The sequence below is a fragment of the Sneathiella chungangensis genome (assembly GCF_009882935.1).
Lineage (GTDB): Bacteria > Pseudomonadota > Alphaproteobacteria > Sneathiellales > Sneathiellaceae > Sneathiella > Sneathiella chungangensis.
Genome location: NZ_WTVA01000015.1, coordinates 20,489 through 43,244 on the forward strand (window position 1 = coordinate 20,489; position 22,756 = coordinate 43,244).

The window sequence follows — 22,756 nt, forward strand, 5'->3', positions numbered from 1 at the left end:
CCATGACGGTGATGCCATTGCCGCTTTTTATAGATATTTTTTTATCATTTCCTCCGGTATAGTTTCCGCATCATGTCGATTTCTGCCACCCGCCTTTTAAATCAACTTCAGAAGACCGCCCTTGATGCAGTCTTCCCCCCGGGTTGCATAAATTGCGCAGAGCCGATCGACACGGCCGGCAATCTATGCGCGCAATGCTGGCCCGACATGACCTATATTTCCGCACCATTTTGCGAAACCTGCGGGTTTCCCTTCGAATATAATGCCGGAAATGGCCTGGTTTGCGGCGCCTGTCTGAAACAGCCGCCGGCTTATACGCGGGCACGGGCGGTTCTTAAATATGACACCGCGAGCCGCGACATGGTTCTGGGATACAAACATGCAGACCAGACGAACCGCGCGCCCGCATTTGCCAACTGGATGTACCGCGCGGGCGAAAAGCTGTTGCGCGATTGCGATATCATATGCCCTGTCCCGTTACATCATCGCCGGTTGATCCAACGCCGGTTCAACCAGTCTGCCCTCCTTGCATGCGAGCTTTCCAAACTGTCGGGAAAGCCCGCCATCCCCGATCTTATCATCCGAAAGCGCCCAACAAGATCGCAGGGTGGATTGAGTGCGAAGGCGCGCCTTCGTAACGTCCAGGGGGTGTTTGAAATCAATCCTGCCCGCCGGGAGTTACCCGAAAATGCGCGGATAGTGTTAGTGGACGACGTGTTGACGACCGGCGCGACGGTCAATTCATGCAGCAAGACACTTCTTTCCGCCGGTGCGGCAAATGTTGATGTGCTGACGTTCAGCCGGGTTGTTCGCGCGACGAACACCGCTATATAATGCGATTAAGGGTGCATCCACTTTTATTGAGTTAAGTAACCAGTCATGAAAAACATAGAAATCTACACGACGATGTTTTGCCCTTTTTGCGCCCGCGCGAAAAAATTGCTTAACAGCAAAGGGATAAAGTACAAGGAAATTGATGTGACGATGGCAGGAGATCTGCGTGAAGAGATGACGCAACGTTCGCATGGCGCCCGTACCGTCCCGCAAATTTTTGTCGATGGAGAGCATATCGGCGACAGCGACTATATCCATATGCTCGATGCCAACGGCAAGCTCGATCAAATATTAGGGATAGCCTGATCCCGGGAGGAAACAAGAATGTCATCATTCACCGCGGCCTGCATTCAATTGACGAGCAAGGGCGACGTTCAGGAAAATCTCGACGTCGCGACAGCCCTGATCCGCGAGGCGGCCGCCGCCGGAGCCGACGTCATCGCGACGCCGGAAGTCACCAATATGCTCGAGCCAAACAAGGTGGAGGCACGCGCCAAGGCGCAGTTGCAGGACGATGACGTCACCCTCAAGGCCTTCCGCGTCCTTGCGGAGGAAACCGGCAAATGGATATTGGCAGGCTCGCTTGTTATAAAAAAGCCGGATGATGATCGGCTTGCCAATCGTTCCTTCCTGATCCGTCCCGATGGCAGCATCGCCGCGCAATATGACAAGGTCCATATGTTCGACGTTGAGCTCAGCAATGGCGAAACGCATAAGGAAAGCCGCGCCTATGCCCCCGGGAACTCCGCGCAGCTGGTGGAAACCCCATGGATCCCCTTTGGCCTTTCCGTCTGTTACGACGTTCGCTTTGCGCATCTCTATCAGCAACTCGCACTTGCGGGTGCCGGCGTCCTGACAGTGCCGGCCGCCTTTACGGCAACCACCGGGCGCGCCCACTGGCATGTCCTGCTTCGCGCCCGGGCGATCGAGAATGGCGCATTCGTCATCGCCCCGGCGCAATGCGGCCAGCATTCGGAGAAACGCCGGACATTCGGCCATTCCCTGATCATCGATCCCTGGGGTGAAATTCTCGCGGAAGCAGCGGAAGAACCCTGCTTCATCACCGCGAAAATCGATACTGCGGAAGTGGGTAAAAGACGGCAGCAGATCCCGAATTTGAGGAATATCCGCGAGTTCACGCTGGATGCATCGGAAGCAGTGGCAAATGCCGCCGAATAAAGGCAGCTAGGCAGGCCGTCTTGCCGCCACCATTTGTCGGCAGGCGGGAGACGGCGTTTCCACATAGCCGTCGAAGAAATCTATTATTTCAAGCGACTCACGCAAGACCTCTTTAAGCTCGCCGGGCTTCAGAAGAAAGTCGGGATTACGCGGGCGACCGTATTTCTCATTTCCACGGGCGAAGGTGTCGTAAAGCAAGACACCGCCCGGGGCCAGGGACCGGCAGATATCCGGAAACAATGGTCGCCAGAGATAATTGACCACGACAATCCCGGTAAATTGGTCGCGCGCAAACGGCCATGGATTTTTCTCCAGATCCGCTTTCACAATGGAGAGGCCGGACGTTTTTGGGACGGATGCGATGGCCTCGATATCCAAATCGACAGCAACGACGCGATACCCCTTTTCAAGCAAAAAGAGGCTGTGACGCCCGCTCCCGCAGGCGACATCGAGAACCGGTCCGGATTTCGGTATAAGAGGCGAAAATTTTTCTATCCAGGGCGACGGTGGGTGCATGAAACTCCCTTTTCCGAGAAGCAAGGTCTTGTGTTTAGCAGGGAATCGATTATTTCTTAACAGATGAGTGTCTTGTTGGCATGGAAATTGTGCGGATGATCAAGTACGACCTTAAATGCGAAAATGTTCATGCGTTCGAAGCATGGTTTAAAAACAGCGCCTCTTTTGATGAACAGGCGGACGCGGGGGCTATTGTTTGTGCCGTTTGCGGATCGACGAAAATCAGCAAGGCGCCGATGGCGCCCGCGGTTCCGCGTAAAGGCGCCCTGACCGCGTCGCGACGGGAAGAAACCGCGCAAAAGGAAATCAATCAGGCCGCGATGGCCATGACGATGCTGCGTCAACTGCGTCAGTCCGTTGAAGAAAATTGTGATTACGTCGGAACGCGTTTCGCCGAAGAAGCCCGCAAGATCCATTACGGGGAAGTCGAGCGGCACGGAATTTACGGAGAAGCGACGCCGGAGGAAAGCCAGGAACTTCGTGAAGAAGGTGTCGAGGTTGCAGAAATTCCCTGGATACCGACAACCGACGCCTGAACGCAGTTTGGTGAAAGAAAAAGGCCCGGAAATCCGGGCCCTTTTTTTAGCCGGCACAGAAGACTATTCCTTCTTGGTTTCTTCCGTTTTAGCGCCCTCTTCAGCGGCGCCGTCCTTTGCGGCTTCCTCGGCCTTCTTTTCTTCCGCCGGCGTCATGAGGATAATCTCGGCATCGGCTTTCAGCTCTTCAATCAGCTTGTCGATTACCGAATTGCTGACCGCCGAATGCAGCTCCGCCCGTTTTTCTTCAAAGGTCGGCGGCGCGGTATTGCGGCGTTCTTCCGCCTTGATCACATGGTAGCCGAATTGTGTTTGAACGGGCGTCTTGCTGTACTCCCCGTCTTTCAGGTCAAACGCTGCATTGGCGAACTCGGGGACCATTCTTTCCTTTGAAAAGAAACCAAGGTCGCCGCCATTCGGACCGGAAGGCCCTGTTGAATATTCCTTCGCGAGTTCAGCGAAATCGCCCCCATCGTCAAGCAGTTTGATGATGTCGTTTGCTTCCTGTTCGGTCTTGAGAAGAATATGACGGGCGTGAAGCTCTTCCTGCGGCGTGAAATCGGCGACACTCTTGTCATACTCTTGCTGCAAGAGCTCATTGGTCACGAGTTCATCGATTTTCGCTTTAATAAAGAATTCCTGCATCAATTGCGTGCGAACCGTGTCAAGGCGGTCCTTGAATTCTTCATGCGTATCTAGGTTTTCCTTGGCGGCAGCCTGTGAGATCACTTCCATGCTGATCAACTGTTGCAGCAACTGATCCTTGATGAATGCCATGGGTGCCTGGCGGTACTGGGGCGGTAAAGAGGCATATAGCTGTGCCACATTCGCCTCCGTAATGTTCTTTCCGTTGACGGTCGCCAGAATCTCGCCCTCTGCTTCCGCGGTCCGCTCGCCCTCTTCTTTCATCTCGCTGTCGGAAGCGACCAGATCCATGCCGGACATCGAGGCCCCTTGCGATCCGACATAATATCCGATAGCCAAGCACAGGACCGCAATCACGGCCAGAGAGAAATAGTGTAATGATTTCATAATACTAGAGCCCCAATCAATGTTTGCGTGTCGGCAAGGTTCGAAAATGCCCTGCCGCGCGCCAGGAATTCCAGCGAATATAGTAATATTTCGCCCTATAACAACCTATTCATCGGTTGAGCCGAATATTTCCTTATTTTTGCCATCAATTTTACCCCTTATTGCGCGCCGCCATGCCGGATAGATTGACATGACTGCCCTAGCCCCTTATCTGTCTGCATATTTGTAAAGATAGTTTTTCCACTGTGGTGGGGCTATTTTTACAAATACAATAACGCCTGCGTGAAAGCGCATATCCAGAATAAAGCAAACCCATGACTGGAGTTTAGTCAGATATGTTCGGTTCCATTGCCAAGAAGTTGTTCGGGTCCCCGAATGACAGGGCTCTTAAGCTTGTTCGAACCAAGGTTGACGAAATCAACGCTTTTGAAGACAAGATCAAGCCGCTAAGCGACGCCGAACTGATGGCGAAAACCCAGGAATTCCGCGACCGTCTGGCGGGAGGGACAAAGCTGGACGATCTCCTTCCTGAAGCCTTTGCGTGCGTCCGGGAAGCCGCGTCGCGCGCCCTTGGGGAACGGCATTACGATGTCCAGCTTCTCGGCGGCATCGTGCTGCATCAGGGAAAGATCACGGAAATGAAGACCGGTGAAGGTAAGACGCTGGTCTCCACCCTTCCCGTCTATCTAAACGCGCTAACAGGAAAAGGCGTTCATGTGGTGACCGTGAACGATTATCTCGCCAAGCGCGATTCCCAGTGGATGGGACAGGTTTATGCAAAGCTCGGCCTCAGTGTTGGCTGCGTAGTTCACGGTCTAGACGATCAGGAACGCCGCGCCGCCTATACCGCCGATATTACCTACGGCACCAATAATGAATTCGGCTTCGATTATCTCCGCGACAACATGAAGTACGAGAGATCCGCGATGGTCCAGCGCGGCTTTCATTACGCGATCGTCGACGAGGTCGACAGCATTCTGATCGACGAAGCACGGACACCCCTGATCATTTCCGGCCCCGCCGAGGATTCCTCCGAGCTTTACATGGCGATTGATGCGCTGATCCCGAATCTCAAGGCAGAAGATTACGAGGTCGACGAGAAAACGAAGACAGTCGGCTTTTCGGAAGACGGTGCGGAAGATATCGAGAAGGTTCTGGATGCTGCGGGCCTCCTCAAGGGCAGCAATCTCTATGACGTCGAGAATGTCTCGATCGTGCACCATCTGAACCAGGCACTTCGGGCCCACAAACTGTTCGAGAAGGACAAGGACTATATCGTCAAGAATGACAAAGTGATCATAATTGACGAGTTCACCGGCCGCATGATGGACGGCCGCCGCTATTCGGAAGGGCTGCATCAGGCTCTCGAGGCGAAGGAAAAGGTGACCATCCAGCCGGAAAACCAGACCCTCGCCTCCATAACCTTCCAGAATTACTTCCGCCTCTATGACAAGCTTTCCGGCATGACCGGTACCGCCGCGACGGAAGCGGACGAGTTTCTTGAAATTTACGGCCTCGAGGTTATTGAGATACCGACGAACGTACCTGTCGCGCGGAAGGACATGGATGACGAGGTATACAGGACGGCGGAGGAGAAATACGGGGCGATTGTCGAAACCATCGATGATTGCCTGAAGCGAGGCCAGCCGGTTCTGGTCGGCACCGTATCCATCGAGAAATCCGAGATGCTGTCGGGGCTGCTGAAGCAGAAAAAGATACCTCACAAGGTACTGAATGCCCGCTATCATGAACAGGAAGCCGAAATCATCAGTCAGGCGGGCCGTATCGGCGCGGTGACAATCGCCACCAACATGGCCGGTCGCGGTACCGATATCAAGCTTGGCGGCAACGAGGAAATGGCGATCGCCAGCAGGACAGCCGAAATTACGGACGAAGCGGAAATCAAAAGAATTGCGACCGAAGTCAAGGCGGAAATTGCCGAACAGCGCAAACAGGTTCTGGCGGCCGGCGGTCTTTTTGTGATCGGCACGGAACGCCATGAATCCCGCCGTATTGATAATCAGCTCCGGGGTCGTTCAGGTCGTCAAGGCGATCCGGGAACCTCGCGTTTCTTCCTCTCTCTTCAGGATGACCTGATGCGGATTTTCGGATCCGAGCGCATGGATGGCATGCTGCGGAAACTTGGTCTGGAGGAAGGGGAGGCCATCGTTCACCCCTGGATCAACAAGGCGCTTGAGAAGGCGCAGCAGAAGGTCGAGGCGCGAAACTATGAAATTCGCAAAAACCTGCTGAAATTTGACGATGTGATGAATGACCAGCGCAAGGTCATCTACGAACAACGCATCGAATTGATGGACACTCAGGATGTGTCCGAGACGGTTACAACGATGCGCGAAGAAGTCATCGAAGACATGGTGACGGAACATATTCCGCCAAAGGCCTATCCGGAACAATGGGACGTTGAAGGGCTCAAACTCGCGGCCGCACGCGTCCTTGCACTCGATCTGCCGATTGAAGACTGGGCGAATGAAGAGGGTATTGCGGATGAAGAAATCCGGGACCGCCTCAAGGACGCCGCCAATCGCATGATGGCGGAAAAGGCCGTAAGGTACGGCCCGGAAGTCATGCGAATGGTCGAGAAAAGCATCTTGCTGCAAATTCTCGATCAGGCATGGAAGGAACATCTCTTGCAGCTTGACCAGCTGCGCCAGGGCGTGTCGCTTCGTGCCTATGCGCAGAAAGATCCGCTCAACGAGTACAAGAGCGAAGCCTTCAACATGTTCGAGTTGATGCTCAATCAGCTGCGCGAAACGGTAACAACCTACCTCTCGCATGTCCAGCTTCAGAATCCGGCGGAACAGATTCGCCGACCGGAGCCCGAAGAAGAGGAAATGGTTGCCACCCATATCGATCCCGTGACGGGAGAAAATGAATTTGAGACGGCAGAATTGAGCGTTACCGACGACAATGCCGAAAACTGGGGCAAGGTTCGGCGCAACGCGCCCTGCCCTTGCGGGTCCGGTAAAAAATTCAAGCAATGTCACGGTCGTGTTTAAGGGCGGCGTGGAAACCCGGCACAGGTAAATAATGATTTCGTTTCTAAAGTCCCTTTTATCCGACGGCGCGTCGGCAAACCCAACAACACAGGACGAGGCGCATATCGCCACCGCGGCTCTTCTGATTGAGGCCGCCCTCTCCGACGATGACTATCAGGACGTAGAGCGAAACGCGATTGTCAACGTCCTTGTCCGTCACTATCGAATAAGTGACACGGAAGCCCGCGATCTGGTGCGCGTCGCAGAAAAAGCACAGGCAGAATCAGAGCAACTCTTTTACTTCACCCGCACGGTCAAAGACAGTTTTCCCATCGAGACACGGGTGCAGATGATCGAAATGCTCTGGGAGATTGCCTATGCCGACGGCAAACTCAGCAAGTTCGAAGCCAATCTCGTCCGCAGGATTGCGGGCTTGATATATGTCAGTGACCGAGATCGAGGAGACGCCCGGAAACGGGTTGTGGCGCGCCTCGGGATCGAAGACGATTGATTTTTCCGCCGTCCGCTGATTTTGGGGTTGTTTTTCCTCAATATTAGCGATAATCCGTAAGGAAAGACCCATATCATCGTATTATTGCTTTGACGAACAGGCTGGAGAAAATAAATGACCTACGTTGTTACCGAAAATTGCATCCGCTGCAAATTCATGGACTGCGTGGAGGTCTGTCCGGTCGACTGCTTCTATGAAGGTGAAAATATGCTTGTCATTCATCCGGACGAATGCATCGACTGCGGTGTATGTGAGCCGGAATGCCCCGCCGATGCCATCCTGCCCGATACCGAAGAGGCGGCCGAGGAGTTTCTGGAACTCAACCGCGAATATTCGGAAATCTGGCCGAACATCACGCAGAAGGGCGAGCCGCCTGCCGACTCCGAGGAATGGAACGGGAAACCAAATAAATATCCCGAAGATTTCAGTCCAAAACCGGGTGGGGAAGGATAACCCTCCTCCCCCCTTTGCACTTGAAAAACGCCAGGCAAGCACAATCTATATAACAATATTAGCTATTGGCTCTAAATTGTGCTATTATCCTTTCATGCATTAGGTTTGTTATTGTAGGGGTGGCGTGCAAATGGCTGTGACGGCTATTTGCATTGAGTATGGCATGGCCTATTTTTTAATGTTTGACGCAAGAAATTCTGCAGCGCTGTAAATGCAGCTGCTTTTTTTTGCGTCGCTGCAAGGATTTGGGATTTCCCAAGGTTGACGAGAAGGACTTCAATGACAAAAGAAATGGATTTTGCACCGCTGGATCATGTGGTCTATCCGACCCACGGTGTTGGACAGGTTATCAGTATCGAAGAACAGGAAATTTCCGGCATGTCGCTGACACTTTATGTCGTTGATTTCGCGCACGAAAAAATGACGCTTCGCGTGCCCGTGAAACAGGCCAAGAACGTCGGCATGCGTGCGCTTTCAACGCCAAAGAAAATGAAGTCCGCGCTGGATACATTGAAGGGACGCGCCCGGATCAAACGGACAATGTGGAGCCGCCGCGCCCAGGAATATGAAGCAAAGATCAATTCAGGCGATCCGGTTCAGATTGCGGAGGTTGTGCGTGATTTGCACCGCAGCGACGACCAGCCGGATCAGTCCTACAGCGAACGCCAGATCTACGAGGCGGCTCTTGCGCGTCTTTCCCGTGAACTTGCCGTCGTCGAGCAGATCGAGGCGGATGCCGCGACGGAGAAGGTCCAGAAGGTTTTGAAAGTCGCCTGATTTTCGACCATGGCAATTGCAGATAAAGCCCGGAAGCGATTCCGGGCTTTTTTTGTTTAAATTTTCCGAAAAATGACCATGGGACTTGCCAAGCTTCCCGCTTGGTTTCATTGTGAGCAACCATGAAGTCGAGAAAATATAAAGAAAAATTCGGATGTTTGAGCGCCGCGAAGCGGGTTTGGGCAATCTCCTCGATCAACGGCGAAGCGGGAGCGTTGATCGCGCTACATGACGAAATCTCCCAACGCTGGGAACATGGCGACAGACTTGTATACCTTGGAAATTATCTGGGCCGCGGCGGAGCGATAAAGGAAGTTCTCGACGAACTCCTCGCCTTTCGCATCAACCGCCTTTGCCTGCCAGGCATGATCCCGGAGGATATCGTTTTTCTGCGAGGCGCCCAGGAGGAGATTTGGCGCAGTCTCCTGCAAATTCAGCTCGCGCCGCAACCCGCAAGCGTCCTCGACTGGATGATAGCAAATGATATCGGAGCGACGCTCAAAGCCTATGGTGATTCGGCAGAAGAGGCGAAAAAGTATATTCGCGAGGGCATTCTGGCCACAACCAAATGGACGAACCGTCTTCGCGAAAAGGTCCGCTCGCATCCGGGGCATAGTGAAATTTTCGTCGCGCTCCGCCGCGCCGCCTATACTCAGGGCGGAGAATTATTGTTCGTTCATGCCGGTCTTGATCCAAACCTCCCGGTTATCGAACAGAATGACAGCTTCTGGTGGGGAAACCGTCACTTCAAGGAGATTTCCTCGCCCTATTGCGGGTTCAGAAAGGTCATCCGCGGATATGAGAAATTGCATCGCGGCGTTACGGTGGGGCCCTATACAGCCACTATTGATGGCGGTTGCGGCTTTGACGGCTCGCTTGAGGCGGTCTGCTTTACCCTCGATGGTGAGATCGCGGATCAGGTCAGTATCGATCCCTGAAGGCCGGCCTGCTGCCGGCCGTTATTTCAGATCCTTATAAAGCGCTCCCGCCGGCGGGACGCCATCTTCAAATGCCGGATTGAGGAGCAGGAATAACTCCTTTTTGTCCTTTACGATATCCGCCATACCGGCAAGGATCGTCTCAAGGCTGTCGTTCTCCCGTACCGTCCCGATGGCGATTACTACCGGCTTGATAGCGGCCGCCTCCGCCGCATCCATGGGCCGGAAACTCTTATAGCTTTGGGTGAACCGGGATTGAAGATCCGTATTCGCGGATGTCGTCTGGTAGATAAAGCGAGCAACTTTGCCGCCCCCGAAGTCGATCGCAACGACCGTCAGATAATACCTCGTGCCGTTCCGATCCAAAGCGAACCGCGATACTGCTGCCGGCGCGCCGCCGACGTCGGTCATCGCGACGGAGGGCACATCGATCTTGGCCAGCCATTCCCGGCTCAGGTAATCCGCCAAACTTTGGTTTTCGCTTTTCCACATGGCGATATCGAAAACCATCTGGCTACCCTTGCCGTCAACGGCATATACGGCGCGGGAGGAATTAATCAGCTGGAATCCTTCAGGGGCCGTAAACTTGAAACGCAGGTCGGGATGCAGAAATTCGCGGCCACGGATAATTCCCTCTTTCGGATCATCGCCATAGAGCATTCCGTCAATCTCAGTCAGATAGCGGCTTTTCTCATATTCGCGTTCAAGATTGTCTGCATTCGCCGCGGCCGAGGCTTCTGCGCGATCAATACGGTCTTCGGTCTGGGGATGCGATGCGAAGAAATCAAAGCTCCCACCTCCGGAATTTCCGGTCACGGCCGCCATATATTTCGTTTGCGCTTCCATCCGCTTTAAAAAATCAGCCATGGCGTCCCGCGGATAACCGGCGAGCCCCAGATACTTGACGCCGAGCTGGTCGGCTTCGTATTCCTGTTCGCGGGAATAGTTCGCAACATAAAGTCCGCCCAGCTGCTGCCCCAGTTCATGGACGACGGAGCTGCCCGTAAGGATGCCGGCAAGCGCCCCCAGAAGACCGATGCCCGTCGCCCTGGATTGACGTGCGGCGCCGTGACGCGCGGTTACATGGCCGATTTCATGGGCCAGCACGCCTGCGACCTCCGCTTCATTATTGGCAAGCGCGAGCAGACCGCGGGTGATATAGACATATCCGCCGGGAATCGCGAAGGCATTGACGACAGGGGAATTCAGGATCGTAAACCGCCAGGGCAGGTCCCGCATTTCAGAAACGAAGGCGAGCCGCAAGCCAATATCCAGAATATAGTCGTTAAGGCCCTCCTTGATATATTCTCCGCCGAACTGCGCGACGATCTGGGGATGCTGTTTCGCCCCGATACTGCGATCGTCCCCCGGCTCGAAAATAGAGAAAAAGTTGTCGATCAGGTCGGCATTGGCCGGTTTGCTTGTTGGCAGTAGGCTGAATGCGATCAGGGCAATCGCAAACAGACGCAGCGGACGACCGCGCGTTTTGCGAACTTTCGATGCCTTGCTATCCCTCACCAGCCACCTCTTCTCTTTCCAACTGCTCCGGAAAATCGAGCTCCATGTAAGGTCCGTTATAAAACCGCACCCTGCCCCGTATAGTAACTGATCTATTCTTTAAGTCGGCCAACTTCCAGCCTCCGGCTTCAAATTTTTTTCGCGCCCGCGCCGGAATCGCTGCCGTGAAGTCCGTCCGCCAGTCATCCCCAAAGTTCAGATAGGTCACTGACGGGCTTCTGTAGACATCGCGAATGGTTCCCTCCGCGATGATAAACTCCCCCTTCCAGTAAGCTTTGGGCGGCCTGTTGGCATCGATAATGGAAAACCGACGCCAGATCCCCGACTTTTCGATCATCGCCGCATTTTCGGCCCTGATAAGTCGTTCCCGCAACGGCAGTGGATAACCCGCGGCGCCGTTCCACAGGCCGAAACCGCGCAGAACAAGTTCCTCTTGCAGCCAGCGGCCATCAGCAAGAAGGATCATGCCCTGGCGATCCCCATAGCGATTGACCCCGATGCCTGATTCGCGAAATACCGCGTCGTCCAGCCGAAACGGCAGTGTGTCGAAGGCCTCCGTAAGGAACCTGACCGCGCGTTGATGGAGCGCGGGATCGGTTTCTTTCCCGACCATGCGGACACCATAAAAGGAAACGCGGACATCTTCGCGGGTAATGACACGATCCCCGTCGATCCGGTCGGCATGAAAGACCCCTACGGCCGGATCCGCGAGTCCGCTAGAGCCCAGCGCCAATAATGCCAGAATTATCCAAACTGCCCGCATCCTTCCTCCGCTGGTAGTCTGGGAAAAATACGATGTTCAATCAATAGTATTACGCGACCTGACTGCGAAAATTATTATACACTATTTTTTTGTATAAATATTTTTTTACATTTTAAGTTGATATTTTAAAATATACTCCATAAATATGGTCAAGGATTATTCACGACGGAAATATGATGAGCAATATCGCGCAACAATTCTGCCCCGAATCGGAAGCCGCCCGCCTTCGCGGTCTCTATGGTCATCTCTCCGGTCTTGCGCTACTCGATGCGCTGGTCTCGAAGGAACTCAACGGGCAGATTATGCTCTCCTCATCCTTCGGTGCGGAATCTGCGGTTCTTCTGGATATGGTGGCAAAGGTCGATCCAACCATTCCGGTCATCTTTCTTGATACACGGCGCCTTTTCGGTGAAACCCTTCGCTATCAGAAAACCCTGACAGACTATTTCGGCCTTGAGGATGTACGCATTATCCGCCCGGATGATGGTACCCTCATGCAGTTCGATCCGGATGATATGCTGTTCAATGAAAACCCGGACAAATGCTGCCATATCCGGAAAGTCGAACCGCTGGATAAAGTCATGAAAAAAATGGGTAATCTGGGGTATAAAGCCTGGATTACCGGCCGCAAGCATTTTCAGGCGTCAACCCGCTCCACTCTTTCTGTGATTGAGGCGGATACGGATTTTGTCAAGATCAACCCGCTCGCCGACTGGACGGGGGAGGACATCAAGCAAGCATTCCTGGCCAAGAACCTGCCGCCGCATCCGCTGGTCGCTGACGGGTTCAAGTCCATCGGCTGCATGCCCTGCACCTCCCGGGTCGCGGAGGGGGCGGATCCCCGCTCCGGTCGCTGGGCCGGGCGCGACAAAACGGAATGCGGAATCCATCTCGCCCGTCGGTCCGGATTGTCGGCGGCGATATAATACATTTTTTTTATGGTATTTATTTTAAAATACATTTTTCTTGCTAATTTAAAATAAATATCTACATTTACCGATAACGAAGATCGGTCCGGTGATTACCAGATCCGGCCCTGTGATTAAGGAGAGCAACAATGGCATTGCAAGTTTACACCGCGTCCCTGTTGAAAGAAGGCCTGGTCGCATATCTGTGTCTTGAGAATGGCCGTCCCTCCTGGACATTCGATATCAGTCAGGCAACAGCCGGTCATGACGAAGAGCTCGATGCGTTGAAACTAGCCGCCGAAAGGTCGGAACAGGACAATATCGTGGTCGCCCCCTATGCCATCGAGGTATTGGAGACGGACAGCGGTATCATGGCCACCACGAAACGCGAACAGATTCGCGCATCCGGCCCGACCATTACGCTGCCGCAGGATAAAATTCGCGAGAGCCGCAGGGCCGCATAAATTCAAGGGTTACCATGTATCAATATTCAGAGCAGGATCACCAGCTCCTGCTGGAGCGGGTCGCGCAATTCCGCGGGCAGGTCGAACGCCGCGTAAAGGGCGAGCTTTCGGAAGAGGAATTCAAGCACCAGCGCCTGCGCAACGGCTTGTATCTCCAGCTTCACGCCTACATGCTGCGTGTCGCAATCCCTTATGGTCTGCTGTCGTCTGACCAGATGCGAACGCTTGCCCACATCGCGCGGAAATACGACAAGGGGTATGGCCATTTCAGTACGCGCCAGAATATCCAGTACAATTGGCCGAAACTGGAGGACGTCCCGGATATCCTTGATGATCTCGCGAAAGTCGAGATGCATGCCATTCAGACGAGCGGCAACTGCATCCGCAACACGACGTCCGATCCGCTCGCCGGTGTGGCGCGGGACGAGATCGAGGATCCGCGCCCCTATTGTGAACTGATCCGCCAATGGTCCACCTTCCATCCGGAGTTTAACTTCCTGCCCCGCAAGTTCAAAATCGCAGTGAGCGGCGCAACCCAGGATCGAGCAGCAGTTGCCGTCCATGATATCGGCCTTCGCCTTGTCAGGAATGACACGGGGGAAACCGGCTTTGAAGTTCATGTCGGCGGCGGACTCGGGCGTACCCCGATGATCGGGAAAGTGATCCGCCCGTTCCTGCCCAAGCAGCATATGCTGACCTACCTCGAAGCGATTCTGCGGGTCTATAACATGCTGGGCCGGCGCGACAATATTTACAAGGCGCGCATTAAAATCCTGGTCCATGAAACCGGCGAGGATAATTTCCGCGAGATGGTCGAAGCCGAATGGGAAAAGATCAAGAAGGGCGGTCTCCATCTTCGGGACGAGGATTTCGAATGGATCAAAAAGTTCTTTCTCGACCCGGAATACGAGGAGCTATCGGACCGTGACGGCGAATTCGAGAATCTTTTGCTCACGAACGCCGAGTTCGCTCGCTGGGTAGACAAGAATATCGAACTTCACAAGCAACCCGGATATCGCATCGTCTATCTGTCGCTCAAGACCGCGCACCAACCGCCAGGCGACGTGACCGCCGATCAGATGGACGCGATTGCCGATCTTGCCGATAAATATTCCCTTGGTCAGATTCGCTCGACACATCGGCAGAATCTGGTGCTGAGCGATGTCCGGCTCAAGGACCTTCCCGCCCTCTGGGGAGAGCTGAAGGCGCTCGATCTCGCAACGCCGAACTATAACCATGTGACGGACATCATCTCCTGCCCCGGGCTGGACTATTGTGCCCTCGCAACCGCGCGCTCGATCCCGATTTCTCAGGCGATCACGCAGCGGTTCGACGATTATGACTTCGTGAACGACCTTGGCGACGTTAGTATCAATATTTCGGGATGCATCAATGCCTGCGGACATCACCATGTCGCGAACATCGGTATTCTCGGCGTCAACAAGAAGGGTGTGGAGGTGTACCAAATGACACTCGGCGGCAGCGCACGCGAGGATGCGGCCATCGGCAAGATTATCGGTCCGGCCTTTGAAGCCGACGAAATCGTGGATGCTGTCAGCGATGTCCTCTCGGTCTATCTCGAGAACCGGGAGGATCCGGAGGAAACCTTCTTGATGACCTACCGGCGGCTCGGCGACGCTCCCTTCAAGGAGCGGCTCTATGGATAACTACATCAAGGACCGAAAGATCGAGGCGGACGAATGGATGCCCTTTACCGGCCTTGAGGACGGGAGCTCCCTCCCCTCCGGCGATATCTATGTCCCGCTCGAAGAATGGATGCAGGCGCGCGAAATGCTGCTTGCGCGGAACGGACGGCTTGGCGTCGCGCTTCGTAATACGGACGACCCGGGAATTATCAAGGACGATCTCGAGCGACTGGACCTGATCGTTCTGGAGTTTCCGAAAATGGCCGACGGTCGGGCCTTCAGCCAGGCGCGAATCCTCCGGGAGCGTTATGGCTTTCAGGGAGAAATCCGGGCGACCGGCGATGTTCTACATGACCAGTTGTTCTACATGCAGCGATGCGGCATAAATGGATATGAATTGCGGGCGGATCAGAATCCCGCAAATTCACTCAAGGCGTTCGATGAAATGACGGTCACCTATCAACCGGCCGCAGATGAGGAATTCCCGATCTGGCGTCGTGAGCCGAAGTCGATATGAAATAAGAAGACCGCGCAATGCGGCTTCTTTTGAAAGCACCTGGTTCTCGCTCCCCCGCAGCCAGGTGCTTTTTCATTCAAGGTCCTTTGCGATACCGGGCCAGTTTCCATCTGCCTTTTGTATATTGCCGGGAACATCTTCTTCCCATGTGGCTTGCACGCCCTTGGAATAGTTGAGATAGAGCTTGTCGTCGACAATTTTCCAGGCTTCAGGAACGGTTGACGCGGTATATCCCTGACTGACCGCCCAGGCGCAATATCCGCCGTATTGCGGAGCGTATTTTTCCGGCTCGGCTTCGAACATTTTTTTATGTTCATCGCTTGCAAAATACCAGTCGACACCCTTCCACTCGACACTATGCTCCTTGCTACCCTCGACAGGCTTTCCGTCGGTGAAGTAGGCAACGACATCGTATCCTTCGACAGCCGTTCCGAAGAGTGTACTGTAGTAAAGCTTCTCCGCAGCGGCTGTCTGGACGGTCGCAAAGGACAAGAGGGCGGCAATCAAGGCGATCGCCGATATGCGAAGGTTAGTCCATTGGGTCAGCATTTCGAATATCCTCCCTAATATGAAAGAACAGAATTCCTTATGCGGAGAAGATAGGGAAAATGCGGATAACCGCCAGCCACTTTCAATAACAAAAGCGTGAGCGTTATTGCCGCGGCGCGCGTGGACTTGAGTAGAGAAGGGCGATCGCAAGCCCGGCAACAAATCCGGCAATATGCGCAACCCATGCAATTTCCGCTCCCGGTCCGACGAGCAGGGCTCCGAGAGGCGTCGCCCCAATCACGAAATTTATCCCGAGCAGCACGGCGACCATGGTCACAACACCGCGCAATCGATACCGTGGCAGGAGAACAATCATCGTCGCCCCCATCGCGCCGAAGACGGCACCCGAAGCGCCATAAAGCGTGACATCCACATTGGCGGGCGCGATCAGATATTCAACAACAGCGCTGAACCATCCGGACAGAAAATACAGCAAGAGAAACCGCGTCGCTCCAAATCGTCGTTCCGTCATCGACCCGAAGGCGAGCAGCATTCCCGCGTTCAGGGCCATGTGGCTCCAGTCATGATGGAGGAATAAATGGCTGTTGAGCGTCAGGAATATGTGAAAAAGACCACCCAGAGTCGGCTGCTCCAGAATCGCCCCGATGACGGCCGGACGGAAGGAGAAATTGCTGTACACCCAATTCAGCGTTTCCGGCGACGTCACCGTCATCAAAAGATGAACGCCAATAATGGCAGCGACCAGATATAGGGTCGCGGGCGGCACGTTGAAGACCGGCTCCCGGTTTTGATTATCCGCTGTCACACTGGACCAGTTCTATTGGCATCAGGAAGTCACCGGACCATAGGAGTAATGCCCGCCTTTTTCAAGAGCCCTGAGATACGCCGGGCGCGCCTGCATACGATCGACGAAGGCGGACAGCACCGGATAAATCTTGAGAATGCCGCGCGCCCTTGCCGCCTCGAGCGGGAAGGACATCATGATATCGGCGCCGGTCAACTCATTGCCGACAAAAAAATCGCGCGCCTCCATTTCACCGTCCACGAAGGAGAAGTGATTTTCCGTTTCGCTATCTATCCGCGGCATCAGCGGCGCGGCGGCCTCGCCAAGGCGGCTGGTATATAAGCGGAGCAACAACGGCAGCATCGCCGATCCTTCCGCATAGTGCAGCCATTCCACATATTTGATGTAATCAGGCGAACCAACGTCTGGCGCCAATCTTCCCTCGCCATACTTCCGGATCAGATGGTCCGTAATTGCGCCCGATTCATGGATCACCATATCGTCATCCGTGATCACCGGCGATTTTCCGAGGGGATGAATTTTCTTGAGCTCGGGCGGCGCCAGACGCGTCGTTGCATCGCGGGCATACGAGACAATGTCATAATCGACCCCGAGTTCTTCAAGCAGCCATAAAATTCGCTGCGAGCGAGAGTCATTAAGATGATGGACCGTTATCATTTAGCAGATCCCTTTCGGACAAAAAATTTGTGGGGACGAACCTGTCGTCACCCCTTATTCAGGGAGAGAATCTTGTCGATTTCATTTTCCGGATATCCAAGCTCGCGCAGTATCTCCTCCGTATGCTGGCCAACCTTGCCGGGCGGCGACGCTTCCCGGATCGGGCTGTCTTCGTTGGCGATGAACGGAGCACCGACCAGCCGCAATGCCTCGTCGAACCCCTGGATATTTTCCGCCTGGACAATGATACCGCGATGCTCAAGCTGTGGATCGGTTGTCGCTTCCGCCAGCGTCCGGACAGCCTGAACAGCGACGCCGGCCTTGTTCATGATGTCCAGCCATTCCGCGGTTGTCTTCGTCTTCATTGCCTCGCCGACCAGTTCAAGCCCTTCATTCAGGTTCGCCTGACGGGCTTCGAAGGTGGCAAACCGGGGATCGTCGAGCATATGCATAAGGCCCGCTGCCTTCAGCACCGCAATATTCTGGTCTGGCGTGATCGTCGCCAGCAACACCGTTCCGTCCTTCGTCTCGAACACACCGGCAGTGGGCTGGCGGGTCGGGGATTGATTGCCAATAAGCGGCGGAACATTGCCGCGGACCATAAAGTCCGCCATCTGCGCCGCAGCGATCAGGAGTGCGCTGTCATACATCGCCACATCAACATACTGCCCCTCGCCCGTCTTCTCCCGCCGATACAATGCGGATGAAATCGCAAAAGCCGCGTTGGCGCCGGTGAACATATCGATCACCATGATGCCGATGCGCGTCGGTCCGGTTTCCTCATGGCCATTCAGGGTGAAAAGACCAGAGGCCGCCTGAATGGCGGAATCATAAGCTTTATCACCACTGCGCGGCCCTTCCTGGCCGTACCCGCTGATGGAGCAATAAACGAGATTGGGATTGCGCTTTTTAAGGGTTTCATAGTCAATCCCGAGCCTTTTCGCGACGCCGGGACTGAAATTTTCAACAACCACGTCCGCATCGTCAATCAGGCGATAAGCGATTGCTCGCCCCTCTTCCGATTTCAGGTCGATGGCGAGGCTTCGTTTGCCAAGATTGACCGTCAGGAAGGCAGGAGACAGGCGCTTTGCGACCATCTCCGCGTCTGACAGGGTGGTGCGCAGCTGATCCCCCTTGACCGGTGCCTCAATCTTGATCACATCGGCGCCGAGCAGGGAGAACATCTGGGTGCTGATCGGTCCGGCCAATACTTGCGTAAAGTCGACGACCTTTAATCCTTCATAGGCTCTCATACTGCGCTTCCTTTCGGGACGATCAATGCATCGACCGCAACCGCGCCTTTGGGCAGTACGATAAAGGGATTAACGTCGATTGTTTCTATCTTGTCGGCATTCTCAGCGGCGAAAACCGAAAGCCGGGAAAGCGCCTCGGCCAGCGCATCTATGTCCGAGGGTGGCGCACCCCGCACACCGTCCAGCATTGCCCGGCCCTGAATTTCGTCGATCATGCGGTGGGCTTCATCGACGCCGAAGGGCGCAAGGCGGAACGTGACGTCCTTCAATACCTCGACGAAGACACCGCCAAGGCCAAACATGACCGCCGGCCCGAACACCGGATCGCAAACGACACCCATGACCGTCTCAACGCCACCCGAAACCATTTCGGCAACGATGACGCCGTCGATTTTGGCATTTGGCTTCGCCTTTTTGGCGCGCTCGATCAGCGTATCGAACCCTTCCGCGACTTCCGTCTCGGAATTTAGTTTCAAGAGCACGCCGCCAATTTCCGTCTTATGGAGGATATCCGGCGACGCGATTTTCATGACCACGGCACCCCCGATATCCCGCCAGACTTTGACGGCATCGGCCGATGTTTGCACAAGTTCTTCCTTCGTGACCGGCACTCCGATACTCGCAAGTACTTTTTTTGCTTCATGCTCGGCGATGGGCTTCGTCGGCGCAGGCAGGGCGCTATCAGGGAGTTTCGCCGGGGCTTCCGGCCGGCCGCGCCGAAATACCTCGCCGAAGTACGTGAGCGCCGCCATCGCCCGGACGGTGAGCGACGGATCCTCATAGCAGGGCATTTTAAGTTTTTCATAGATCGAGACGACGTCCTCCGGGCCGATCAGACTCATCATCATCACCTCATCGGGATATTTCGCCCGGATATTCTCGAAGATCTGCGCGCAGGCATCCTTGGTGAAGGGGGATGCGGGAACACCGGCGAGATAAACGATATGACTGTCGAAGTCCGCCTCCTCGATCGTCATCTCGATGTTGGCTTCCATCAGCTTGGGATCATTCAACGCTTGGGCGGTGAAATCCACCGGATTAGCGACACCGGCGAAGGGAATAAGGTCCTTCATCTTCTTTTGCGTTGCGGCAGGAATCGGCGCGACATCAAGGCCGTATTTCACCGAGGCGTCCGCCATCTGCACACCAACTCCGCCGGAGATCGTCTGAAGGTCGATCTTGCGGCCTTTCGGATATTTCCCGAATTGGCAGGCATAGGCGATATCGATGAACTCCTCCGTCGTTTCGGCGCGATAGACGCCATACTGCTTGAATAGCGCATCGTAAATCGCGTCGGCCCCGGCAAGCGACGCTGTATGGGACGCCGCGGCGGCCGCCCCCGCGTCGGTCTTCCCAACCTTCATGAAGATGACCGGCTTTTCCGCGTCCCGCGCCATTTCAAGCGCGCGGCAGATCCGGTCCGCATTTTTCATACCCTCCGCATAGGCGAGAACGACCTTTACTTCCGGATTCTGGGCGTAATACTCGATCACCTCAGCGACATCGACATCGGATTCATTCCCCGTCGTCACCCAGTAATTCGATCCGACACCGCGAAGCTGGGATACCGTGAAGACATGCGCGCCGTAGGCGCCGCTCTGGCTGACAATCCCGATGGGACCGGGTGGATGGCGAAGGGCGCCCGGCGCATTGCTGAAAGTCCCGTACCAGCCCGCGCTTATGTTGAAGACCCCAAGACAGTTGGGGCCGACTATCCGCATCCCGCTTGTCCGCGCAATTTCGGAAATCTCGCGCTGCGCCTTCGCACCGTCCTCGCTCTGTTCGGCAAAGCCCGATGTAAACATGACGGCGCTTTTTACGCCTTGATCCGCGCAATCCCTGAGGGTCTGTACGGCGACCTTCGCGGCAACCGCGATCACCGCGCAGTCGACACCCGTCGGCACATCCTTGATAGAGGCATAGGCAGGCAATCCCTGGATCGTCTCGTAATTCGGATTGACCGGATAGATATTGCCTTTGTAACCGGCCGCTTTCATGGCGTGGATGGGCCGGCCGCCGATCCGCGACGCCGTGTCCGACGCGCCGATGATGGCAACAGATTTCGGTCGCAGCATGGGCTCAAGTGGATGGGTCATTCTTTTTTCCTTCTTTATCCCTGTTCGTTTATTGTTATCCTAGGCTCTCCGCCAGATCTCCGGGAATTTTTACCGGAAGGGCAAGCAATTGCTGGGCGTAGGTCTTCGCCAGATTATCCAGATGCAATGTCGAGGTTCCCCCGCCGCCAAGGCAATCCGTCAGCAAGAAATTCACCGCATCCATGCCCGGAAGGTCAAATCGCATCACCTCTCCTTCGACGACATGGCCGAAATATTTCTTCACCGCCTCTTCCGTCGCGCTTTGCTTTATCCAGGGCATATATTCCGGTTTCCGGGCAAGGACACCGACATTGGCGTTATTGCCTTTATCGCCGCTTCGCGCCGCCGCAAGCTTGATCAGCGGCACTTCCGTCATCACGTCAGAGGTTGCGCTCGGTCGCGTGTCCGCGACCGCATGTCGCGGTTTCGGAAATTCTGAATAGCTCGCCGGAACCGGAATTTTAAATTTAACCGGTTTATTGTTTATATATATCTTTGGCTTAATGCGCGCCTTATCGATCTGAAAGGCGAACTGCGCAACGACGGGCGTAATCTTCGGGCGGCCGGCGGCACCGGCGGAACAACGGCCGGTCGTCATGGAAAGACCGACGCCCGTTGTCTCTTTGGAGAAAAGCTCGAGCGCCGCCTTCTCGTCATGGCGGACGTCGATCTGCGTCACGATTTCACGTGACAGGGCCGCGTGTTCGTCCGCATTGTCACCCCAAAGCGTCTGCGCGCCGATGATATGCACGGCGGTATCGCGGTAATCGCCGAGGTTTCGCTCAGTGAATAGACGCCGCGTCCGTTTCAAAAGCGCATCCGCGAAGGCCTTGCCCTTGGCGACGGCATCGAAACCGGTAATCACGGTCGTTGCGGTCGCTCGAAATCCATCCTTGTAGGTACCTGACACCTTGTAGGTGGCGGTCGGGGCGCGGCCTTTCACATTCGCAACCTCCAGCCAGTCCTTTTTCGTTTCCGTCAGGGTCACGTGCGAAAAATCGCAGATCACATCCGGCATGATATAGGCCGCCGGGTCACCGATCTCATAGAGTATTTGCTCACCAACCGAGAGGCGGGAGACAACGCCGCCGGTCCCCTGCGGTTTCGTGACGGCGAAAGTGCCATCGCTCCTGCAGACCGCAATCGGATAGCCCATATCATCCCAGCCACCGACGACGTCCTGCCAGTCCGTGAAATTTCCCCCGGTCGCCTGCGCGCCACATTCGAGAATATGACCGGCGAGCGAGCCGGCGGCTAGTTTGTCATAATCATCCACGGTCCAGCCAAATTCGTGGATCAGCGGCCCCAGGGTGACGGCACTGTCAACGCAGCGACCGGTGATTACCACATCAGCGCCATTATCGAGCGCTGCCGCTATGGGAAAGGCGCCGAGATAGGCATTGGCGCTAATCATCCCCTCCGGCATGGGCGCGCCCGAAAACATTTCCACCGTGCCGTCTTTGCGGAGATCTTCAATTTTATCCGCGAGATTATCGCCGTCCACCGTGCCGATCTTGAGATCGATGCCCGCATCTTCCGCCACCCTGGCAAGTGCCGCCGCGCAGGCCGCCACATTGACACCGCCGGCATTGGCCACCACCTTGATGCCCCGCGACTTGATTTCATGCAAAAGCGGCTTCATCGCCAGATCGACGAAATCACGCGCATACCCCTGATCCGGAGATTTTTCCTTCGCCCTAACAAGGATCGACATGGTGACTTCGGCAAGATAGTCGAACACCAGATAGTCAAGATCACCTTTCATTACGAGCTGGCGCGGCGCTTCCTGCGAATCGCCCCAATAACCTGATGCGCCACCGATACGGATTGCTTTTGAACCGGTCATG

General features: G+C 55.0%; 23 protein-coding genes. 13 read left to right on the top strand and 10 right to left on the bottom strand.

Features of this window, described 5'->3' with window-relative positions:
- Positions 1 to 72: 72 nt before the first annotated feature.
- From GQF03_RS13115 to GQF03_RS13125, 3 genes are read left to right on the top strand one after another with little or no spacing between them, the layout of a single operon-like run.
- Positions 73 to 834 (top strand): ComF family protein, encoded by a 762-nt coding sequence (locus GQF03_RS13115; protein WP_161339751.1) that lies wholly within the window; start codon positions 73 to 75, stop codon positions 832 to 834.
- 45 nt (positions 835 to 879) lie between these two features.
- Complete coding sequence (gene grxC, locus GQF03_RS13120) at positions 880 to 1,140, top strand: glutaredoxin 3 (protein WP_161339752.1); 261 nt, start codon at positions 880 to 882, stop codon at positions 1,138 to 1,140.
- A gap of 18 nt (positions 1,141 to 1,158) precedes the next feature.
- On the top strand, positions 1,159 to 2,013 hold the full coding sequence (locus GQF03_RS13125; RefSeq protein ID WP_161339753.1) for a carbon-nitrogen hydrolase family protein: 855 nt from the start codon (positions 1,159 to 1,161) through the stop codon (positions 2,011 to 2,013).
- A 6-nt stretch (positions 2,014 to 2,019) separates the two neighbouring features.
- On the opposite strand, the gene GQF03_RS13130 is transcribed toward GQF03_RS13125, so the two are convergent.
- Positions 2,020 to 2,529 (bottom strand): class I SAM-dependent methyltransferase, encoded by a 510-nt coding sequence (locus GQF03_RS13130; protein WP_161339754.1) that lies wholly within the window; start codon positions 2,527 to 2,529, stop codon positions 2,020 to 2,022.
- Positions 2,530 to 2,624: 95 nt separating this feature from the next.
- On the opposite strand from GQF03_RS13130, the gene GQF03_RS13135 reads away from it, so the two are divergent.
- Positions 2,625 to 3,065 carry a DUF1178 family protein gene (locus tag GQF03_RS13135; protein ID WP_161339755.1) on the top strand — a complete coding sequence of 147 codons (441 nt, stop codon included), beginning with the start codon at positions 2,625 to 2,627 and terminating at the stop codon, positions 3,063 to 3,065.
- Between the two features lie 63 nt (positions 3,066 to 3,128).
- Here the strand turns inward: GQF03_RS13135 and GQF03_RS18925 are convergent, their stop codons facing one another.
- Complete coding sequence (locus GQF03_RS18925; protein ID WP_161339756.1) at positions 3,129 to 4,097, bottom strand: peptidylprolyl isomerase; 969 nt, start codon at positions 4,095 to 4,097, stop codon at positions 3,129 to 3,131.
- A 335-nt stretch (positions 4,098 to 4,432) separates the two neighbouring features.
- Here GQF03_RS18925 and secA point away from each other — a divergent pair, with 335 nt between their 5' ends.
- From secA to GQF03_RS13165, 5 genes are all read left to right on the top strand, one after another.
- The gene (secA, locus tag GQF03_RS13145) at positions 4,433 to 7,114 is read left to right on the top strand and encodes a preprotein translocase subunit SecA (protein WP_161339757.1); all 2,682 of its coding nucleotides are present in this window, start codon (positions 4,433 to 4,435) and stop codon (positions 7,112 to 7,114) included.
- A 31-nt stretch (positions 7,115 to 7,145) separates the two neighbouring features.
- Complete coding sequence (locus GQF03_RS13150; RefSeq protein ID WP_161339758.1) at positions 7,146 to 7,604, top strand: tellurite resistance TerB family protein; 459 nt, start codon at positions 7,146 to 7,148, stop codon at positions 7,602 to 7,604.
- 114 nt (positions 7,605 to 7,718) lie between these two features.
- Entirely contained in the window at positions 7,719 to 8,057 is a 339-nt protein-coding gene (gene fdxA, locus GQF03_RS13155) for a ferredoxin FdxA (RefSeq protein WP_161339759.1), read from the top strand.
- A gap of 279 nt (positions 8,058 to 8,336) precedes the next feature.
- On the top strand, positions 8,337 to 8,834 hold the full coding sequence (locus tag GQF03_RS13160; RefSeq protein ID WP_161339760.1) for a CarD family transcriptional regulator: 498 nt from the start codon (positions 8,337 to 8,339) through the stop codon (positions 8,832 to 8,834).
- Positions 8,835 to 8,956: 122 nt separating this feature from the next.
- Complete coding sequence (locus GQF03_RS13165; RefSeq protein ID WP_161339761.1) at positions 8,957 to 9,772, top strand: hypothetical protein; 816 nt, start codon at positions 8,957 to 8,959, stop codon at positions 9,770 to 9,772.
- 21 nt (positions 9,773 to 9,793) lie between these two features.
- Here the strand turns inward: GQF03_RS13165 and GQF03_RS13170 are convergent, their stop codons facing one another.
- Positions 9,794 to 11,290 carry a M48 family metalloprotease gene (locus tag GQF03_RS13170; RefSeq protein WP_161339762.1) on the bottom strand — a complete coding sequence of 499 codons (1,497 nt, stop codon included), beginning with the start codon at positions 11,288 to 11,290 and terminating at the stop codon, positions 9,794 to 9,796.
- Entirely contained in the window at positions 11,280 to 12,053 is a 774-nt protein-coding gene (locus GQF03_RS13175; RefSeq protein ID WP_161339763.1) for a hypothetical protein, read from the bottom strand. The genes GQF03_RS13170 and GQF03_RS13175 overlap by 11 nt, the downstream gene beginning before the upstream one ends.
- A 176-nt stretch (positions 12,054 to 12,229) precedes the next feature.
- Between GQF03_RS13175 and GQF03_RS13180 the strand changes: the two genes are divergently transcribed.
- The 4 genes from GQF03_RS13180 (at position 12,230) to GQF03_RS13195 (ending at position 15,588) form a co-directional block, all read left to right on the top strand.
- Positions 12,230 to 12,979, top strand: a complete 750-nt coding sequence (locus GQF03_RS13180) for a phosphoadenylyl-sulfate reductase (protein ID WP_161339764.1) — start codon at positions 12,230 to 12,232, stop codon at positions 12,977 to 12,979.
- A 131-nt stretch (positions 12,980 to 13,110) separates the two neighbouring features.
- Positions 13,111 to 13,425: a DUF2849 domain-containing protein gene (locus GQF03_RS13185; RefSeq protein WP_161339765.1), complete on the top strand. Its 315-nt coding sequence runs from the start codon at positions 13,111 to 13,113 to the stop codon at positions 13,423 to 13,425.
- Between the two features lie 14 nt (positions 13,426 to 13,439).
- Positions 13,440 to 15,092, top strand: coding sequence for a nitrite/sulfite reductase (locus GQF03_RS13190; protein ID WP_161339766.1), 1,653 nt, complete (start codon positions 13,440 to 13,442; stop codon positions 15,090 to 15,092).
- Positions 15,085 to 15,588: a DUF934 domain-containing protein gene (locus tag GQF03_RS13195; RefSeq protein WP_161339767.1), complete on the top strand. Its 504-nt coding sequence runs from the start codon at positions 15,085 to 15,087 to the stop codon at positions 15,586 to 15,588. The genes GQF03_RS13190 and GQF03_RS13195 overlap by 8 nt, the downstream gene beginning before the upstream one ends.
- Before the next feature lie 72 nt (positions 15,589 to 15,660).
- On the opposite strand, the gene GQF03_RS13200 is transcribed toward GQF03_RS13195, so the two are convergent.
- The 6 genes from GQF03_RS13200 to GQF03_RS13225 form a co-directional block, all read right to left on the bottom strand.
- Positions 15,661 to 16,137 carry a YHS domain-containing (seleno)protein gene (locus GQF03_RS13200; protein ID WP_161339768.1) on the bottom strand — a complete coding sequence of 159 codons (477 nt, stop codon included), beginning with the start codon at positions 16,135 to 16,137 and terminating at the stop codon, positions 15,661 to 15,663.
- A 103-nt stretch (positions 16,138 to 16,240) separates the two neighbouring features.
- Positions 16,241 to 16,903, bottom strand: a complete 663-nt coding sequence (locus GQF03_RS18930) for a rhomboid family intramembrane serine protease (protein ID WP_161339769.1) — start codon at positions 16,901 to 16,903, stop codon at positions 16,241 to 16,243.
- Positions 16,904 to 16,924: 21 nt separating this feature from the next.
- On the bottom strand, positions 16,925 to 17,560 hold the full coding sequence (locus GQF03_RS13210; RefSeq protein WP_161339770.1) for a glutathione S-transferase family protein: 636 nt from the start codon (positions 17,558 to 17,560) through the stop codon (positions 16,925 to 16,927).
- 47 nt (positions 17,561 to 17,607) lie between these two features.
- The gene (locus GQF03_RS13215) at positions 17,608 to 18,813 is read right to left on the bottom strand and encodes a CaiB/BaiF CoA transferase family protein (RefSeq protein WP_161339771.1); all 1,206 of its coding nucleotides are present in this window, start codon (positions 18,811 to 18,813) and stop codon (positions 17,608 to 17,610) included.
- Positions 18,810 to 20,909: an acetate--CoA ligase family protein gene (locus GQF03_RS13220; RefSeq protein ID WP_161339772.1), complete on the bottom strand. Its 2,100-nt coding sequence runs from the start codon at positions 20,907 to 20,909 to the stop codon at positions 18,810 to 18,812. The genes GQF03_RS13215 and GQF03_RS13220 overlap by 4 nt, the downstream gene beginning before the upstream one ends.
- 34 nt (positions 20,910 to 20,943) lie before the next feature.
- Positions 20,944 to 22,755 carry an acyclic terpene utilization AtuA family protein gene (locus GQF03_RS13225; RefSeq protein WP_206376002.1) on the bottom strand — a complete coding sequence of 604 codons (1,812 nt, stop codon included), beginning with the start codon at positions 22,753 to 22,755 and terminating at the stop codon, positions 20,944 to 20,946.
- Position 22,756: the final 1 nt, after the last annotated feature.